Source organism: Bacillus sp. JNUCC-22, from assembly GCF_018861275.1.
GTDB classification, from domain to species: Bacteria; Bacillota; Bacilli; order Bacillales; family Bacillaceae; genus Bacillus; species Bacillus velezensis.
Genome location: NZ_CP076408.1, coordinates 2285533 through 2305667 on the forward strand (window position 1 = coordinate 2285533; position 20135 = coordinate 2305667).

Here is a 20135-nt window from a genome sequence, read left to right on the forward strand (position 1 = left end):
AAGATTGTAACGGAAAACCGCTTCACTGTCTGCCCATTTTTTTCAAAAATGAGGAACCGATCCGGCTGTACTCTTCCATTTCCTCCTCCGGAACCATGCTTCCGCCGGTGCTCCACACAAGGTGCACGGCATTTTCCATCTCAAGCCCCCGCTCTTTTATATAACGGTTTCCGGCTTCGGTCTGAACGACCTTGACGGCCCCGGCCAGTCCGGCGAGTGCAGAGGGTTCAAGGCTCTTATTCTCGGCCGCCCTTAATTGATAAAGCAGCGAAAAAAGCGTGCCGTCATCGGCGGTATAACAGCCGCTGATTATAGGCTCCATCAGAGGGCCGGCCAGTCCGGACGGCCTTCCCACCGCGAGTCCGTCGGCGGCCGTTTGATTATCAAGACCGATATCCTGCACGCTGATTCCGTCATGCAAGCCGGAAAACAGTCCTAACAGCATACACGGTGAATGCGTCGGCTCACCGAAAAAAATATGGACATGCTCGCCATAGATCAGCTTTAGCGCAAGCGCGACGCCGCCCGGGCCTCCTCCGACCCCGCACGGCAAATAAACGAAAAGCGGTTCATCTGCATCAGGCTTTATGTTCATTTGGTCGAGCTGCTTTTTCACACGGCTTCCCGCAACGGCATACCCCAAAAACAGATCCCGGGAATGCTCATCATCAATAAAATAACAATAAGGGTCCTGCTTCGCCTGCATGCGCCCCTCTTTGACAGCCAGACTGTAGTCTGCTTCATATTCGATGACGCGAACCCCCTTTTCCCGGAGCAGCTCCTTTTTCCACTGCTTTGCGTCACTGGACATATGAACGGTCACACAAAAGCCGAGCTTCGCGCCGATTATGCCGATACTCAGACCTAAATTGCCCGTAGAGCCGACGGCTATAGAGTATTTTGAGAAAAAAGCGGTAAACCGTTCTTCAGTCAATATGCTGTAATCGTCGTCTGCTGAGAGCATTCCCGCTTTTACCGCGAGATCTTCGGCATGCTTCAGCACTTCGTAAATCCCGCCGCGCGCTTTAATGGAACCGGAAATCGGAAGTTCGTCGTCGCATTTCAAAAGCAGACGCCCGGGGAAAGCCTGAGCGGCGCTGTGTTCCAGATGCTTCTTCATTTCATTAATCAAGACAAGCGGAGATTCAATGAGGCCTCCCTCCGCTTCCGTCTCCGGAAAAGCCGACGCGATATAAGGCGCAAACCGGCGCAGCCTTTCTTCCGCTTCGGCAATCTCCTTTTTCCATTCAGCGCCATGCTTTACTGGATCATCGGTTTTATGCGGATTGATCCAAAATACTTCACGCGCCTCCGCCATTTGCCTGACTAAAGGCTCTGCCATCAATGCCTTGTGTATATCCCGGTCGGACATTCCTTTTTCCCCCTTGTTACTTTTTCTTTAATGCGCGGCCGGCCAGTTTTTCTGTAAACGATGGGAAAAGCTGATACAGCTTCGTCCCGAGGCTCATCCATCGCGGAAGATTCATTTCCCGTTTATCCGTCAGAATCACGGATGTAATGCGCTCTGCCACATGGTCGGCATCAAGCATCCATCTGCCGACGCTTTTCACATAACCGCCCTCTTTATCTGCAATTGTAAAGAAGTCTGTTTTGATCGGACCGGGATTAACCGTTGTCACGGCTACACCCGTACCGGCCAGCTCAAGCCGCAGCGCATTGGAATACCCTAACACGGCGTGCTTCGTTGCGGAATAAAGGCTTGATTTCGGCGTCGCCAATTTGCCGGCCTGTGAGGCGATATTGATAATATGGCCGCTTTTCGCATGAAGCATCACAGGAAGACAGGCCTTCGTACAGGCGATTAATCCGAAGACGTTGACTTCAAACATTGCCTTCATATCATCCAAAGATGAATCAGCGGCCGTTTCAAAAATGCCGAAGCCGGCGTTGTTGATTAATACGTCAACATGACCGATCAAACGCCTTACGTTTTCAGCCTCTTCTGCATGCCGGACGTCAAACGGAACGACATCACACTGTCCGCCGCGCGCGGTAATCGTCTTTTTCACTTCCTGCAAGCGGTCCTCCCGCCTGGCGGATAAAAAAACATGAGCCCCTTCTGCCGCGCAGGAATATGCAAGCCGTTCTCCGAGTCCGCCGGATGCTCCGGTGATCCAAATCCGCTTATCCGTTAATCTGCCCATTTCCTTCACCCCTTCACAGCTTTAAACTTCAGAGTGTTCCCCGACTGAAAGGATACAGCCTTCCCTTCGGCGGCCAGCACGTCAAGATGGCCGATCGTTTCTGACATCGTTAAAAACAATTCATTTTCATACACAGCCGGAAACAGCCGCCGGCATACCTGGAAAGCCGTCAGCGTTTCCTCTGACAACAGGCGCAGCACATATTCCGACCGACTTCTCTGTTTTTCAAGCCGCCTGTCAAAAGCAGGCTTTACGTCTGTCAGCAGATCGCCGTGTCCCGGATATAAAAAGGACGGGTTTACGTCATACAGCCGCTTCATTGAGTTCAAGTAGTCGAGCATCGGGGCCGCGCGCACGCCCCCCTTTTCCGGAGCTTCCAGAATCGGATTGGTGGAGCTGTTGGACAAAAGCAGATCGCCGCTGAACATTTCACCGCTTCTTTCATGGTAGAGCGCAATGTGAGAAGCGGCATGACCCGGGATTTCGAGCACCGTCCAGCCGTTAAGCCCGTCGATTTTTCCGCCTTCTCCCACTGTTTTCGTTAACGGACGGTTTGCAGAAAATAAGTATGACAGCTGAACTGTTTTATGTATGTCTTCAGGCGTCAGGGGAACGTCCATTTCCGTCATAAGCGACAGAAAAAAGTCCTCCTGCCGGGCGATATACGACTGATCCTGAGTAATGTACCTGTCATTCAGCGGATGCCCGATCACTTCCGTATCCTCAGGAAAAAGGTGCAGCAGACCTGAATGATCTGCGTGATGATGAGTGAGCACCACCTGTTCTATATCCGCCGCAGAAACCCCGTGTTCCTTAAGCTGCAATGAGAGCGATTCAGCCGCTTCCTTTGTATTCGGGCCGCAATCAATAAGGGTTAAGGCTTCATCTTTTACTAAATAAACGATAACGTCGCCGACTGCAAACGGAGTCGGCACACGTATCGGAATGATCTTTCTCGCTGCCATGTTTACGCTCCTTCGTTCTTTTCATTCCTGAATAATCATATTTTAGCGTTTTCTTTTCACTGTGTCATTATTGCCGCATATCGGAAAAAAAGATTGACATCCCGCTCTTGCGCATAGCATAATGAACAACAAACTAGAAAACACGGAACGCGATGACGAGGAACTAGTATATAAACAACGGCAGCAGAGAGCAATGTCCCCGGCTGAAAGACATTGCGGCCCTCTTGTTTACAGAACCTGCCCTCAGAGCGGTTAGGAAAACCTAAACGTATCCCCTCGTTACGGGATTTGAGCTGAGCACGGCTGATTCGTGCTAATGTAAGGTGGTACCGCGAAACCTTTTCGTCCTTTTTGACGGGAAGGTTTTTTTGTGTTTTGAGAAGAAGGAGGATTTATATGAAGAAAATCGGTTTTATCGGGGCCGGATCAATGGCGGAAGCAATGGTGAACGGACTGCTGCAAAGCGGAATGACAGCCCCCGGACATATATATATGACAAACCGGTCAAATGACAGCCGGCTTGAAGAGCTCCAAAAAACGTACGGAGTAAAACCGTGCCGGGATAAAGAAGAGTTTTTCAGCAATACCGACATTCTCGTTCTCGCCTTTAAACCGAAAGATGCGGCAGAAAGCATTGAGAACATTCGCGAATACGTGAAAGATCAGCTTGTGATTTCTGTCATCGCAGGGCTGACGATTCACACGATTCAGCAATATTTCGGCAGAAAGCTCACCATCATCCGGGCGATGCCGAATACATCTGCGGCCATTCAGCAATCGGCGACTGGTTTTTCCGCAAGCTCAGAGGCGAGTGAAGCTGAAATCCGGACGGCAAAAGAGCTTCTGGAAACAATCGGAGAAGCGACGCGCTTTGAAGAAAAACACCTTGACGCCGTCACAGCCATTGCCGGAAGCGGTCCCGCCTATGTGTACCGGTATGTCGAAGCAATGCAAAAGGCCGCCCTTCAAGCCGGCCTGCCGGAAGAAACGGCAAAAGAGCTGATTTTACAAACCATGGCCGGGGCGACGGAAATGCTCAGAACAAGCAGCAAACGGCCTGAACGCCTGCGCAAGGAAATCACAAGCCCGGGCGGCACGACTGAAGCAGGCCTTCGCGCATTAGAAGAGCGCCGCTTTGAAGAAGCCATCATGCACTGCATCGCAGAAACCGCAGCCCGGAGCGCCGAAATTAAAGAACAATTCGCAGGCTCCGTTCTGCAAAAGACGGACCAGTGATAAAGCATGGGGCTTCCCATGCTTTTTTCATTCTGTTTAACTGCCGTATAAGCGGCTGATTCTCTCTTTTACTTCAGGAAGATGGAATGTGGCTTCGTGCATGTTCACCTCTTCCTCAACCGCTTTTGTCAGCTCTCTTTTGATCCGTGCCGTCACATTGGTTTTCAGCGCAACCAGTGAGGCTCTCGGTTTATCCGCCAGCAGCCGGGCTAATTCGCGGCCTCTTTGAAGGACGTCTTTTTTCGGCAGCACTTCAAACGGAACTCCCCGTTTTTCCAGAGCGGCGCCGCTGAAATTCGCGGCCGTAAACAGCATTTCTTCCCCGAGGACAATTCCCAGTTTTTCAGGCACAATATACGTCGCGCCCATTCCCGGTGTAAATCCGTACTTCATATAATTACAAGAATAAAAACTCTCTCTGCTTAAAATCACGAAATCCGAGCTCAGACCGATCGTAAAGCCGGCTCCGATCGCATGCCCCTGCATGGCAGAAATCACGGGAATCCTGCAATCCAATAAAAGACTGTGAAGCTTTAAATCTGTAAATTGGAGCTTTCCGCTCTGAATGGTCAAAAGCCCCTCCTGCGTTCCTCCCGTGCAGAAATAATTTCCGTAACCCGTCAGAAGGACGGTTTTATAGGACGGATGGGCATTGATGTCTTGGAATACCCGGTGCAGCTCTCTGACAAACTCTTCTGACAGCCCGTTTTTCCCTGCCGTATCCTGCATTGTGACCTGCACAATGCCCGGTTCTGTTTCCTGTACATCAATCATCGGATTCATGTTTATTCTCCGTTTCTTTAAAAATACTCAAGCCTTTCCGGCTCTGAGTGTTTCTGATATTAAGTCGTCCATTCATACTTTCTGTGAAACTCTTTTATTTCAGTCAGCACCAATCGCGTTTTTCCTTGATGCGCATTCGGGATGTCTGCTGCGGGCGCGGCATTTCTTGTGCCGAATTTTACGATGCCGCTGTCTTGGAGCAGCCGGTCATAATCAGCCATCGATAAACGGACGCGTTCATCCAAATGCCGGCTGATCTGAAATTGATTCTGCCGCGTACGGCTTTGCGGCATAACGACACCGCTGTAAAATTCAGAGCAGCAGCCCGAACCGTATGAAAAACAGCCGACTCGTTTCGGCGTTTCAAAAGAGCCGTTATCAATCGTGCTGGCAAGAGATAAAAATACGGTGGCCCCCATAATGTTGCCGACGCGCTGACAGTATTGAATCCCAGGCAGCACGCGTTGCTGAAAATCCGCTTCAATGTCTTGCGGCTTAGCCTTTGCCAATTTTCTCATCATCGTCCGATGCGCTCCTTTTACCATTCCGCCAAACGGAGTATGAAAAGAAAGGTATTGAAATGTATTCTTATAATCCGCCCCGCTCACACGCTTTCGGTATTCCTGAAATGATTTTTCACAGCAGTCCAAATAAGACATGAGCGACAGATCAGCATCCCCCGCTTCACTATCCGGAATCGGGCGGCAGGTATCCATGACTTCATACCCGTAATACCCGCTTGCGCCTTGATCAAGCAAAAAGACATGAGGGGTGCTGCTGACTAAAAGCGCCACAGCTCCCGCCCCCGCACTCGGTTCGGCATAGGACCATTCCTCCGTCAACGCGTCACCGCCTTCAGCCACTAAAAAGCGGGAAATATCCGTTCCGATGATGAGCGCTTTCGCTCCCGGCGATGTTTGCGATAAGATGAAATTCACGCCCATTTGAAACCCGGCCGTTAAAGAATAGCAAGCCTGTTTCACCTCAAATAACCGGCAATTCCGCTTCAGCTGCAAATAATCATGGACGTATGTACTGATGGATTTGCCAAAATCAATCCCGGATTCCGTACAGGTGATGACCATTTCAATCTGATTCCGTTCCTCTTCTGACAGAGAGTCGATAATCGGTTTTGCGGCATTTACGGCGAACGTAATCGGATCTTCAAACGGAAGCGCCACCACTTTTTCTTTCATCAGCAGGTTCTCAAACCTTTTTTTATCCAAGTTCCGATGTTCCGCAAGCTCCATGACGTCTACATACGCGGTTCCGCCAAACACGTTCATCGCTTCGATTCCTACATTCATTTCTCCAAGCCCCCAGAGTAAAGAGGCTTCCTGTGGAAGCCTCTTTTATTTTTCCGTTCAAAACTCAACAAGCAGCCTGTCAACGCCGTGAAATACAGGGCTCGGAACCAGATTCGGCTCTTGATCCTCAGTAAAACGCCATGCGGGCACCTGTTCAAAAAAGTGGGAAAGCGCGATTTTCGCTTCAAGCCGGGCCAGCGGCGCTCCTAAACAATAATGGCTGCCCTGACCGAATGACAGATGCTGATTCGGCTTTCGTCCCAAGTCAATTTGATCGGCATTTTCAAACTTCTTTTCATCTCTGTTCGCCGATCCAATCCACGCATACACTTTTTCTCCGGCCGGAATCGTTTTTCCGCCAATCTCGCTCTCAACCGCGGTGTAGCGGGTTACCCGCTGAATGGAAGATCTGAGGCGGATGACTTCCTCAATAAAGTCAGGAAGGAGCGCCTTGTTTTCAAGCAGCCGGGGCAGAATGTGCGGGAACTCCTTGAGACTGAGAAATGAATTTCCGATCACATTTTCTGTCGTTACGTGCCCCGCGACAATCAACAAGCCGCAAAAACCGATTAATTGCTTGTCTGACAGCGGCTCTCCGTCTAAATCAGCTGAAATTAAATGGCTGATTAAATCATTTTGCGGCTGTTTTCTCCGCTGTAAAATAAACTGCATGAAGTATCCGATCATCTGCTTTTGTACTTCATTCATTTTCTTTTCATCTTTTACATTCTGGCTTTGGTCGACCCAGCTTTTAAAGATATCTCTGTCTTTCGGAGGAAATCCTAGAAGCTCTGCGATCACGATAATCGGAAGCGGAAATGCGTAATCTTCAATAATGTCCATCCTGCCTTTTGAACGGACGGCCTGAAGCAGGTCATCAGCGATAGCGGCTATACGCGGTGCAAGAGACTCAACCGATTTCGGCATGAACGGCTGATTGACCAATTTTCTGAAGACGGTGTGTTCAGGCGGGTCCATTTTCAAAAGGCTGTCTTTGTTAATATGCCGAATCATTTTTTCCTGTTTGTCCGCACTTAAGTATTTATGATCGGAAGAAAAATGACTGTAGTCAGAAATCACCCGTTTCACTTCATCATAGGTGAAGATTTCCCAGCAATCTTCCTTTTCATTGTAATGAACGGGAGAGGTTTCTCTCATCGTTTGGTACCACTTGTACGGCTGCTGCTGTCTGATTTTTGTTAAACTGGTCATTTTCATTCCTCCAAGATGTGATCAAGATTTGAAATGACCCGCCAAAGCTTACGAGTAAACCCGGCGGGCGGATATGTGAATTTACGGTCTTGTTTTGGCGGGCTGCTTCAGCATCTCACCATGCACGTTCAGTATCTTTTCCTGCAGCTGCAGGAAGCTGTGTTCTGTCATTCCGTCTGCCGAATATAAAACGCCGCAAAATTCAGAAATCGTTTCGGCTGCGCTGTCTTCAGCCAATAACGTCATATGGTTGGATACCGCCACATCCATGATGGCGATGTTTGTCATATGCTCTTCCCACTGGCTCCAATAGTTGACAAAATCAGCGGATAAAATATCAGACCTGATTGTAAAATACGGATCAAGCTCACCCAAGAAAATACCGTTTTTATTTCGGAAATAATAGCATGTCACCCCGTTCGGATCCGGAAGCGGCAGGAGTTCGTAATCAGTGATTTCGTAAGCGTCCTGAACATTTATATTCTGCCTGATCAGATTTTTCACCAACGCGTCCGTCTTCGTTAACCCCCGCTGTTTGGCTTTTGCTATTAATTGCTCTAAAAATATGTCTTCATGAAGATCGGCATTCAGTTCATCACGATGAATCAAGGTTTCAGATATGCGTTCCGGATGTTGATAGATCGGTGCAAATAAAGCCATGTTCACCGTCTGCAGCATCATATTTTTATCAAATAATTCATCAGGAATGTTTATTTCCCTCGCACCCGCTGAGTCAAAGGAGTCGAGCATGACGATTGACTCAACGGTTTCTCCAGCCAGCTGCAATTGCCGTGTGACTTCATAAGCGAGCATGCCCCCTAATGAATAGCCGCCTACATCGTAAGGACCCCGGGGCTGCACGGTACGTATGAGCTTAACGTAATATTCGGCCATGTTTTTAATGCCGCGGATCGGTTCCCGGTCTGTCATCCATCCTCTTGCCTGAATTCCGTAAAAAGGACGCCCGGTCCGTTCGGCAACAGGCTGGTACAGCTCCACTGCTCCCAGCGCGGAATGAAACCAGAAAATCGGTCTTCCCTTTCCACCCGGGTTAAGACAGATCAGCTCGGGCGGTTCTTGATCATCTGCCTCTTCTGATATATCGTTTTGTTTCGTATGTTCCCCATGTACTTCCTCAGTGTCTTTTTGGACAGAACCGGTCAGATACCCGGCTAATGTTGCGATTGTCGGATATTCATAGACCAGATTTGCCGTAATAGACGCTTGATAGGCTTTATTAATGGACTGAACCCATTCCACACCTATAATAGAATCCAGCCCCATCTCAATGAATGCCTCATGCTCATCAATATCTTCCGGCTTCAGAAACAGGATGTCCGCAAGGCTTTCTTTAAGCTCTTTGCGCAAAGTGCCGTCAGAGATGCCGGCAAGGGGAGTTTCTGCTTCCGGGATTTGCGGACGTACCGCTGTTTCCTCCGCTTCAGCATACTCGGGTTTCTTTATTTGCCCCGCTATATATTCCGCAAGCTCCTTAAGCGTCGGGTGTTCATACACCTTATTGGCAGTAATCTCAGTGTGGTGCGTTTTATTTACTGTTTGTATCCATTCAACCCCGATAATGGAGTCAAGCCCCATGTCGATGAAAGGCTCATCAGCGTCAATATCTTCCGGTGACAAAAATAAAATATCTGCCAGGCTTATCCTCAATTCTTCAAGCAATGTTCTATTGTCTTCGAAAACGGCTTTTTCTGGCTGCTGGACAGAAACAGTACCATCCAAAGGCTGTAACACGATCGGTTTTTGCAATGTCTCCGGTTCAAACGCTCTCATTTCGATCTCAGTTAAAGGAGTCAGAGAAAGCAGCCCTTCATGTTCAGGCTGCGGCGAAGACGGGAGAACGGTTTGCGTTTCAGACTTTTTCATGGCTTGACCTGGTAAAGAACTGTTTACATCAGCCGCCCAATACCTTTCTTTTAAAAACGGGTAGGCAGGAAGCGGCGTTTTATAATATTGCCCTCCGTCAAAAAGCCGTGTAAAAGGAAGATCATACCCTCTGCAAAAAAGGTCAGCGATATGTGCCAGGCTTTCTCTGTACTGTGCGGGCGAAGCCGCCGAGCGGCACTGTTCAATGCATTCCATTCCGAATGTTTTCATTCCGGCTTCTTCTGCCGGCTTCTGATCCTTCAAATTGGACACAAACACACCCGGAAGCTCTCTTTTTACAAGCCACTCCGATAATACCCGCTTCAGTTCGTCCGCACTGCTTACGATACAGGCAAACCGGTGATGTAGATGCTTTCTGCCGAGCAGGAGCGTATAACTTATATTTCCCAGATCGCTGTCTTTGTTCTTGCTGAGTGAATCCAGCAGGCGTTCTGCCTGAATTTCCAGCTGACGCTCCGTCCGCGCAGATAAAGGAATGAGGCAGGCCGGTTTTGCCGGTGACCGGCGCACAGTTTGCGGCGCCTCTTCAATCACAAGATGGGCATTTGTTCCGCTGAATCCGAATGAACTGATGGCGGCTCTGCGCGGTGCATTCGGATTCCGTTCCCACGGTATCAGCTTTTCATTCACAAAAAACGGGCTGTCCGCAAATTGAATATGCTGATTGGCTTGGTGAAAATGGAGGGAAGCCGGAATCTGCTGATGCTTCAGCGACAGCAGGATTTTAAACAGTCCGGCCATCCCCGCGGCCGCAGCGGCATGTCCGAGATTGGTTTTTACAGAGCCGATGGCGCAATATCCTTTTTTATCCGTATAGCGGCGGAAAGCGCGCGTTAAGGCGCCAAATTCGATCGGGTCGCCCAGTGCAGTGCCCGTTCCGTGAGCTTCCACCATTTGAATGGTTTCCGGATCAATGTGAAAAGTATCATAGACATGCCGTTCCAATCGTTCTTGAGATAGCGCGCTTGGAGCGGTGATTCCGTTTGTAGCGCCGTCCTGATTCATTGCAGAGCCTTTTATGACGCCGTACACATGATCTCCGTCACTAACGGCGTCGCTAAGACGTTTCAGCACCACCGCTCCCACGCCTTCCCCCGGCACGAACCCGTCCGCGCTTTGATCAAACGTATGGCAGCGTCCGGTCGGTGACAGCATATTCGCCTTATTTGACGACTGATAAAAAGCGGGAGTGGATTGAATGAAAACCCCGCCCGCGACCGCCATTTCCGTTTCTTTCGTCCAGAGCCCCTGACATGCCAAATGAATGGCTGTCAGCGAACTGGAACATGCTGTATCAACAGTGATCGCCGGGCCTTGTAAATTAAGGTGATAGGCGATCCTTGCCGGAGTGACGGAATTGTGATTGCCCCAAAAAGCCTGCGCGGGCCCCTGCTGTTTAAAAATGGCCTGGTAATCTCCGCCGCAGGAGCCGGCATACACGCCGCATTCCCGGCCTCTTACCGAGTCTCCCGCATATCCCGCATCTTCAAGCGCTTTCCATGATTCTTCCAAAAACAGCCGCTGCTGCGGGTCCATATAGGTCGCTTCACGTCCCGATATATGAAAGAAAACGGGGTCAAAACATTCAATGTCCTCTATAAAACTGCCATACTGGCATTGGCTGTCAGAGACATCCCATCTGTCTGCTTTTTTAATCAGATCCCGTCCGGCGGCTAAGTGTTCCCAAAACTCATGGACATTCTCCGATTCAGCAAACCGCCCGCTCATCCCGATAATCGCGATCGGTTCTTTTTCAAGTAACACAGCTGCTGATTTTACTGTATTGGCCGGATCCTTTTGTTCGGGGCGGTACGTCATTTGATACGGCTCAGAAACGCTGATGACGATTTTCCCGATATTTCCGCGGTCATCCAGACAGTGATACGCTTCTTTTATGTCTTCAAAGGAAAAGATTTTTGAGATGACAGGCTGAATGACTCCCTCTTCCGCCAGCCGCTGAAGTTCCAATTGATAATCCTTGACCTGATCCGGATTTTGAAGGGACAGCTTCCGTAAATCCACGCTGTGAAACGATTGATTGTTATGAAGGACGGACAAGTCGACTGATTTAGCGGATTTCAGCGCAGTCATTGCAATTTCGATATATCTTCCGCCCGGCGCCAGGCAATTCATTCCTTTTTGCATGGCATCACCGGCCAGGGTATTAATGACAACATCCACCCCACGGCCGCCGGTCATTCGCATGATTTCCGTTTCAAAATCTTCTTCTAAATAGCAAATGGTATTGCGGACCCCGAGCGAATGCAAATACTCAATTTTTTTCTGTGATCCGGCCGTTGCATATATTTCCGCGCCGATATGCCGGGCCATTTGCACTGCGATCAGCCCCGTTCCTCCCGTCGCGGTCTGAATTAATATTTTTTCGCCTTTTTTAAGTCCGGCTTTCCGGAAGGCGTCTATCATTGTCACCGCCACGGTGGGAAGAGCGCATGCTTCTTCAAAGGTCAGCCGGGCCGGTTTATGATAGACTTGATGTTCTTTACATGTGATGAGATTCGCCTGAGATCCAAATTCCTCTCCCATACCGACAATCACTTCATCACCTGGAATGACGGATGTTACATGCCTCCCTGTCTTGATCACGACGCCGCTTGCTTCAAATCCCGGAGTGAACGGATAAGGCGGCATCGTCGGGTACAGCCCTCTGACACAAAGCAAGTCTCCGAAGTTTAAAGAAAAGGCGCGGACGGCTATTTGAACCTCGTCATCTTTTGGCTCGGGCACTTCACTGCGGGCAATCATCAGATCTTCAATGCCGCCCGGACGGTCAATCACAACCCGGAACATTCCCGAGTCATCGGACTTTGTGAAAGAAGGCGGCATACGTTCTTGTTTCGGTTTCTGATAACCGTTTTCCTTTCTTTCCGTCTGCAGAGGTTTTTCAGCAGGCCGTTCTTCCTGAAGCGCCGGGCGGATTTTCGCTCTTTCGGTCTCCAGAGATGAGGCTATGATGGTTTCGTATTCTTCCGAGATATAACCGGTCAGCAGTTTCACATGATAGTAATCAAATAAAATCGTTGTCTGCAGTGTAAGATTCAAACGCTTATTAATCTCGTTAATCACATTGACGGCCAAAATGGAATCAATGCCGTATTCAGAGAAATTCAGTTCTTCCTGAATATCCTCTTCTTTCATTTTTAATACATCGGCAATACTTGTTTTGATGACTGAGCGGACATGGGAAACGACCGATTCCCCATCAGCCTTAACAGCTTGATGCTCCTCTGGCGCGCGGCTGCGGGAAACAGGCTGTGCGGGCTTTCGGAAAACTTCGGCCGGGGCGGCGTATGGCTTTCTGCCGTCTCTGATCCCTTGCATCCGGACGAGTCCGTCACTTTCAGCTGCGATAATCTGCTGACCTAAATCATGAGCCGTTTCAGCAGGGAAACAAACTGCTCTGTATCCTTCCGAATGCAGCACACGCTCCCACGATTTTGGATATAAGCCGGGACTTCCCGGAATCCGAAGCTCAGCATCCTCATAGGACCACCAGCCGTCAAGCAGCCCGAAGGTTAAATGGGTAAAAACAGAACGATCGCTGATTTCGTTTATCAGAATCATCCCGTTGTATTTCAGGAGCGCTTTCAGCCGGCGCAGTGTCAAACCGATATTTTTAGTGGCGTGAAGCACATTGGCGGCGATGACAATATCGTAAACACCCGTTTTGATATTTTGTGATTCGCAAGGCTCCTCCGCATTAAACAAGGTTGTTGTCAAATACGGCACATCAGGTCCGTATTCCTGTTCGGCATGCATTAAAAAAGCTTTAGAAACGTCCGTATAACAATATTCCGCAATCTGTTTTGCGAATGGTTTCAGTTTTGTAAACAGCATGGCGCTCGTTCCGCCCGTCCCGGCCCCTACTTCTATCAGCCTGATGCGGGCATCGGGGTGTTCTGTAAGATAGGCTTTCAGGTAAGCGGCCGCGGAATCTGCTAACACTTCATTAAAATAATCCGCGACAGGATTATGCTTATAAACACCTTCAACGAGCCGCATTGATGAATCGGGAAATACGATATCCGTAGCCGGACGTTCCCCTTTTAAAATGGAAGGCATCGCTTTTATCGTCGCCTCGGCCAATTCAGCTTGCGCAAGCTCCCCATTGGGAAGCAGGCGTTTATGGGCATTCCACTCATTCCAGACTGTGCGGCCGTCCGGGCGCTGATCCGTGAGAAGAGTGACCGTGTATCCGTCATACGCGATATATCCGTTTTCTTTTAATAGATTCAGGCTTTCTTCCAGCCATCTGCCGTATGTGCCGATCACGCCGGCGCTCCGCATGGATGCTGCAGGTGTAGTGACAGGCTCGCTGAAAAAGCCGATTGACTGTAATTGGTAAAAGAGCAGTTTGCAAAGAAGGCTGTTCATATGCGCAACTCCATTTCTCGTTTTAAAGTCTCAAGCCGTTCATTCCGATCCGGATTTTGCCGCTTGACGCTTTCCATAAATGAAGGCTTCGGTCCGGATACAACCGATATTGCATCTTGATCCGTCAGCGCGGCTAAGCCGTGCGGAGCAGCTTTAATGAATGCCGCTTGGCTGAACGGTTCTGATAGTAAGACTTCCAGCGCCTCCATTGCTTCATCGGGTTCAATAGAACCGATCCCTGACGCCTCCATCCGTTTTCTGTAAGACGGGTCTGATACAACGCCCAGACTGCCCCAATATCCCCAATTCATGACTTTCACTTCACAATCAAGCAAGGAAGCGATATGGCGGGCAAAGGCGTCTTGAAATGTACACCCTGCCGCATAGTTGCTTTGCCCGGCATTTTTTGTGAAAGAATTAACGGATGAGAAAAACAGCACAAAATCAAGCGGTTCTCCCTTAAACGCCTCGATCATTCGGACGCTCGTATTCACCTTAGCTGAAAAAGCGTTTCTGAAAGAAGCTTCATCCATATTCGCCATACTTTTGTCGGCAAGCGTTATCGCGGAATGGATGACTCCCGTTATATTGCCGTATTGCTCTCTTACGGAACGGACGGCAGCCTTAAGCGCTGCGGCATCTTGAGCATCAGCCTGTATATAATGCGGCGCGGGGCCTGATAGCGCCAGCCTGTCTATTTTGCTCTGAATCTCCTGATCCTTCGGCCGCCTGCCGATCCATATCATCCGTGCCTTGTAACGGGTGATCATGTATTTGCTCCATGCTTCTCCGATGCCGCCCGCTCCGCCGATGACAGCATAAACGCCGCCTTCTCTGTACGACATACGCGGAGCAGAACTTGTCAGCACCCGGACTGTTTTTTGCTTGTGCCAAGCTCCGTTACGGTACGCGGCAGCATTTCCGTCCGGATCTGGAGGGAGGCGCCAGATGTCTTTCATTTCAGACGAATCACTGTCTTCTTCTGCATCAATCAGCCTGATGTCCCAGTTCGGATATTCTTTTGCCAATGAACCGATCAAACCGTGTACGCCTGCATGCTCAGGCTGCGGCAGATCCCCCGGATACACGCACTGTGTCTGCCGGGTGACCGCCGTAAAGCTGATGTTTCGGTTTCCATATCCGAGTGACAGCAGCGCTTTGATGAAACGGAAACATTGAATCACCCCATTCTCCTGCTCATCAAGCATTTCCTGACTGGCGGATGCGGGTGCGAAACGATCCGGCGCAATCCATAAGAAATGGCGGATATCTTGATACCCGGCTGTCAATTCACGTAATGTTTGCTCGCTTGAATGATCCGGCGTCTCCGCCAGATGGGCGCGGGGCCACATTTTTGCCACGGCCTTTATGGTATTTCCCGGCTTTCCGATGATCAGCAATTGTTCCTGATCAACCGCTCGATTTTCTTCCAGGGAAAAGAAAGTTTTGTCCCAAACAGGGGCAAGCATCGCCGTCTGTACTTCCTGCCGTTTGCTTTCGGTTTGGTTTGTCTGCCGGACCGCCCGGCAGGAAAATCCTGTTAATCTCATACAAACAGCGCCGTTTTCATCACATAAATCAATATCCAGCGTCAGCGCTCCGTTATCTGACCGATCGCTCTGTTTGCGGACAAGCGCCCACATCGTTTTCTGAGTCGGCTGAAATATTTCTGCCTGCCTCAGGGAAAACGGCAGCATCGGAGTATCTCCGGCAGTATCTGAACCGGCACCCAATGACGCCTGAAACGCGGCATCTAAAAGACTCGGGTGGATGACAAACTGATCGGCGGTACTGTCTGCCGATTCCGGCAGCGACAGCCGGGCTGCAGCGCCCCTCTCTCCGATCATCAGCTGATCAATTCCTTGATGGCTCGGCCCGTATATCATACCCGCATGCCGGAAAGCCTGATAAACCTCATCAGACGTCATAACCGATTGGCTGCAGCCGGACAGCCAGCCCTCTAAGTGAACTGACGGAACCGCTGCTATCTCTCCTGATACCGCGGTGCCTTTACTGTATAAAATCCGTTCTCCCCCGGGTTCTTCCGATAGGCTGTAAATCGTAAATTCAATGTCTTCATTTTCCTTAAGGATAAGGCTGATATGGACTTCTACATCCGTCCCCTTATGAACGACAGGCCTCATCCATATGAGATCTTTCAAATACATTCCTTTACGTCCGTCCGGCACATCGTATGCGGCACGCTCAACGGCCGCCCTGGCCATTTCGATCACGGCGGCTCCCGGGAGCACCTTCTCCCCATTAACTGTGTGGTCAGTGAAAAAGAATTCCCGTCCTGTAAAAACAGAGGTGAATTTCAGCTCCCACAGATCGGATGTGTTTTCATGAAGCAGCGGATGGATCACCGTTTTGCCGTCATCCCTTTTTGAAACCGCCTCGGCTTCATCTTGAATCCAGCATCTGACCTTTGCAAACGGATAGGCGGGAAGGCTGATTCTCCGGGGTTTTTGTCCCGAATATAACAAGTTCCAGTCCACATCGACTCCCTGCACCCACATGTTCAGCAAATGACCGTACTTTCTCTTTTTCAGCCATTTGACCATGGCTTCCTGCAAATCTTCATCAGATTCAAACACAGCCACTGTCTCATGATTTCGCTTCGCCCGCCCCCTGTAAAGATGCGGTGCGTTTTCATTTTCCAAGTACGATCTGAGCTTGTCCTCCAGCTCCTTAAGGGAGTCCGCAATGAGAGCCAGCCGCTCATCCATCGCTTCCCGCCCCGCCTGTAAAGTATATGCGACATCAAATAAGTCCGGCTTATCCGTATGCTTCTTTTGAAGAAAAGCAAGAAGGCGCTCCGCATATTCTGTCAGACGCTCCCCATTTTTCGCAGACAGCAGAATGACAGCCGGCTCTTGGCTGCTGATTGCTTGTTTTACCGGAGCCTCATATTCTTCAATAATGATATGCGCGTTAGAACCGCCCGCACCAAAGCTGCTGATCCCCGCCCTGAGCGGCTGTTCTTCTCCGTCTGCGGCAATCCGTTTCCAATCTGTTAATTCCCGGCAGACGGAAAACGGCCCTTCGTCAAATTGGATATTCGGATTTAAAACATCCGCATGCAAAGATGGGGCGATTTGTTTGTGCTTCATCTGCAGCAGCACTTTTGTGACAGCGGCGATGCCTGCTGCCGATTCCCCATGTCCGATATTTGATTTGACAGACCCGATGAGACATGTTTCAGGAACATCACCGAATGCATCGGTTAAAGCCCGGATTTCAATCGGATCGCCTAATTTTGTCCCTGTCCCGTGCGCTTCCACATAGCTGATCTGGCCCGGAGATACCCCCGCTTCCTGTAAAGCTTGAGAAATGACTTCGCTTTGCGCCTTGGGGTTCGGTACGGTGTAACCGCTCGCTCTTCCGCCGTGATTAATGGCAGCTCCCTTAATGACGCCGTAAATCCGATCTCCGTCTTGTACGGCGTCTTCTAAACGTTTAAGAAGCAGCACCCCGACTCCTTCTGCCGGAATATAGCCGTCACCCCCGGCGCCGAAACTCCCGCAGTGTCCTTTAGATGAGATGAACTGCCCCTGGCTCAGCATGAAGTACTTGTTAGGATGAACGGTGAGATTCACTCCGCCGGCAAGCGCCGCGCGAATTCGATGATCCCGCAGATCCCGGCACGCCATGTACAATGAAGTCAGAGAACCCGAACACATCGTATCGACCGAAATGCTCGGCCCTTGAAAATCACAAAAATAGGAGACACGGTTAGCAATGGATGAAATCCCGCCGGGGAGCCCGATATGCCGTCCTTTCACTCCCGCTTCAGCCGCGAATAGCGGGTATTCCTGATACATGACACCGGCATACACACCTACCTGACGGCCCAGTTCAGGTGATGTCCTCGTATATCCCGCATCCTCCATCGCCATCCACGCATGCATTAAAAACAGCCGTTCCTGAGGATCAAGGTGTTCCGCTTCACGGGGGGAAATCTTAAAGAACTCAGGATCAAAATCTGCGATCCCGTCAATGAATCCGCCCCATTTGCTGTAGATCGCTCCCGGCGCCGTACGGTCCTCGGAAAAGTAATGTTCCCATTTCCAGCGGTCTTTCGGAATTTCGGTAATACAATCCTTTCCTTGTTTGAGATTTTCCCAAAACGCATTGATATCATCGGCCTGCGGATACTTGCCGGAAATTCCGACAATGGCAATATCCAGCGGGTTTCCTTTCGTTTTCTGACGGCTTTGATTCCCGGACGGGGCAAAAGACGCATTTTCAAGCCGATTTGGCTGAAGCACTTCTTTCACAGACGCGTTTTTCAATTCCGCCAGCTGTTCCCCGGTATGACTGAGGACTGCGGCATCAAATGAGAGAAACCCGTCTTTTTTATGTTTGATTGTATTCACCACATAGGCGGTATCAGACATGACAGGTCCGTAAAGCGTCAGCCTCTCAATCATGAGCGGGACGTGAATCCGCTTTTTCAGCTGCAACTCTTCTTCACCGAGCGACATATAACAAGAATTCAATATAAGCGGGTCAAATGCAAAGTGACGCAGATCGCCTTTTTCTTTTTTTCCTGATAAGTCCAGCTGCAATAAAAAGGAGCTCTCACTCATTTTGTATCCCGCCGTTACCATTTTCAGCATCGGGCCTATCGTGAAGCCGGCAACCGAATCGTACAGACGGGAAATAACATCCGGCGCCACCTTTTGTGCATGCGCCTTCATTTGTTCAACGTCATACGATTTTTTTACGGGTGCCTCTGTATATCTGCTTATTTCTCCTTCGGCACACGTCTTCCGGCTTTCTTTACCGGAGACAGTGCAGCTTGCGGTAAAGCGTTCGGCACTCTTTTCTGCCGCAAATGAAATGTCAATCTGTGCGGCCTCTCCCGGCTCCAGCGTGACGGGCCCGCCCGTAAAGCGGATATCTTTCAGCTCGGCGGGATACGTGCCGGAATGAGACGCTCCGGACGCTTCAAGCACCAGACACGGATACACTACACCCATCAGTGCCGGTTTGCCGAAAACCAGATGATCCTGAAGGAATGCTTCATGTTCATAGAAAGTAAATGTCTGACTGACTGATTGCGTTTCAGAGACCGGTGCTGCATCCGCGACAAGACCGGAAGATTCTTCTGTTCCTTTTGTTTTTATGTCTTCAAGCAGTTCGGATATGCTGCTGCACTCAAATAAAAGAGTCGGATTCAGCCGCAGATCAAACGCCCCTTCGATGTCTTTAATAATGGCCAGAAGCTGTGACGATTCAAGGCCTAATTCAAAAAATACGGTGTGCGCATCATTTCTTGTGACAGGACGGCCTACGTATGTTGAGAAAATGCGGTATAAGGTTTCCTCCATCTGCTGAACGCCTGGTATCAGCTGCCGGTCTGTCCGCACCTTTTTGGCTGTCAGGCCGAGCAGTGAAGCAATATGCGCACCGCTGAGGTTGTAAAAGTCAATATCCATTTTCACCATTTCAGAAGGCGTGCCGGATTTTTTCGAAATCACCGCGTAACAGCGCTCCGTAACGGTTTCAGCGGCAATAAACGAATCATAATAAATCGGTAAAAACAAACCGGCGCCTGCAGCTGTCTGCAATACGCCGGAGGCCATGGCGGCACCGTCCATCAGCGCGGGATGAAAGAGAGCGCCGGGGAGATTTTCCTGGCATGAATCAGACTGCCGAATATCAAGGAAACAATCCTCTTCATTTGCATAGATCTCTCCCTCCGGCTTCATCAGCCCGTCATGCGACAGTCCGCGGCTTCTCGCGTCTTCGTAAACCGTATGCAAGGAGACTGATGGAAGCGCAACTTGTTTTTTCTCTTCCGCGTCAAGGCGCTTATCTGATGAGAAAACCCCTTCATGCACCTCCGCTGATAAGAAAACCGTCCCGGAACCCGCCCCGCAAATCGAGGCAGTCCAGAACTCCTTTTCTTTACTGAATATGACACTCACATCAAGCCGCTCTGACCGTTTCACTGATAAAGGATGATAAATGGTCACCCGTTTCAGACAGATGGAACGGAATGAAAGATCAAGGCTTTGCTTTGCCAGCTGATACAGCATATCAATATAGGCCAGACCGGGCATGACAGATTCTCCGTGAACAAGATGGTGTTTCATAATGGGATGTTCTGCCGTCAGGCGCAGATTCACTGTTTTTTTCATGGTTAGTCCCCTTTTAAAAAC

At 49.8% G+C, this 20135-nt stretch carries 9 protein-coding genes; 1 reads left to right on the forward strand and 8 read right to left on the reverse strand.

Features of this window, described 5'->3' with window-relative positions; translation table 11 throughout:
* Positions 1 to 22 precede the first annotated feature (22 nt).
* The 3 genes from dsdA to JNUCC22_RS11115 are packed head-to-tail and all read right to left on the reverse strand — an operon-like array spanning position 23 to position 3130.
* Positions 23 to 1372 (reverse strand): D-serine ammonia-lyase, encoded by a 1350-nt coding sequence (dsdA, locus tag JNUCC22_RS11105; RefSeq protein WP_039254614.1) that lies wholly within the window; start codon positions 1370 to 1372, stop codon positions 23 to 25.
* 16 nt (positions 1373 to 1388) lie between these two features.
* Positions 1389 to 2165 (reverse strand): SDR family NAD(P)-dependent oxidoreductase, encoded by a 777-nt coding sequence (locus JNUCC22_RS11110; RefSeq protein ID WP_039063282.1) that lies wholly within the window; start codon positions 2163 to 2165, stop codon positions 1389 to 1391.
* A gap of 5 nt (positions 2166 to 2170) precedes the next feature.
* Positions 2171 to 3130: an MBL fold metallo-hydrolase gene (locus JNUCC22_RS11115; protein ID WP_216061722.1), complete on the reverse strand. Its 960-nt coding sequence runs from the start codon at positions 3128 to 3130 to the stop codon at positions 2171 to 2173.
* 396 nt (positions 3131 to 3526) lie between these two features.
* On the opposite strand from JNUCC22_RS11115, the gene proC reads away from it, so the two are divergent.
* The gene (proC, locus tag JNUCC22_RS11120; RefSeq protein ID WP_216061723.1) at positions 3527 to 4366 is read left to right on the forward strand and encodes a pyrroline-5-carboxylate reductase; all 840 of its coding nucleotides are present in this window, start codon (positions 3527 to 3529) and stop codon (positions 4364 to 4366) included.
* A gap of 36 nt (positions 4367 to 4402) precedes the next feature.
* On the opposite strand, the gene JNUCC22_RS11125 is transcribed toward proC, so the two are convergent.
* The 5 genes from JNUCC22_RS11125 to JNUCC22_RS11145 form a co-directional block, all read right to left on the reverse strand.
* Positions 4403 to 5149: a polyketide synthase gene (locus JNUCC22_RS11125; protein ID WP_015240152.1), complete on the reverse strand. Its 747-nt coding sequence runs from the start codon at positions 5147 to 5149 to the stop codon at positions 4403 to 4405.
* A 59-nt stretch (positions 5150 to 5208) separates the two neighbouring features.
* Positions 5209 to 6456 (reverse strand): hydroxymethylglutaryl-CoA synthase family protein, encoded by a 1248-nt coding sequence (locus tag JNUCC22_RS11130; RefSeq protein ID WP_007409381.1) that lies wholly within the window; start codon positions 6454 to 6456, stop codon positions 5209 to 5211.
* 57 nt (positions 6457 to 6513) lie between these two features.
* Entirely contained in the window at positions 6514 to 7668 is a 1155-nt protein-coding gene (locus JNUCC22_RS11135) for a cytochrome P450 (RefSeq protein WP_216061724.1), read from the reverse strand.
* Positions 7669 to 7749: 81 nt separating this feature from the next.
* Positions 7750 to 13965: a beta-ketoacyl synthase N-terminal-like domain-containing protein gene (locus JNUCC22_RS11140; protein WP_216061725.1), complete on the reverse strand. Its 6216-nt coding sequence runs from the start codon at positions 13963 to 13965 to the stop codon at positions 7750 to 7752.
* Positions 13962 to 20114 (reverse strand): type I polyketide synthase, encoded by a 6153-nt coding sequence (locus tag JNUCC22_RS11145; RefSeq protein WP_216061726.1) that lies wholly within the window; start codon positions 20112 to 20114, stop codon positions 13962 to 13964. Before JNUCC22_RS11145 ends, JNUCC22_RS11140 begins: the two co-directional genes overlap by 4 nt.
* Positions 20115 to 20135: the final 21 nt, after the last annotated feature.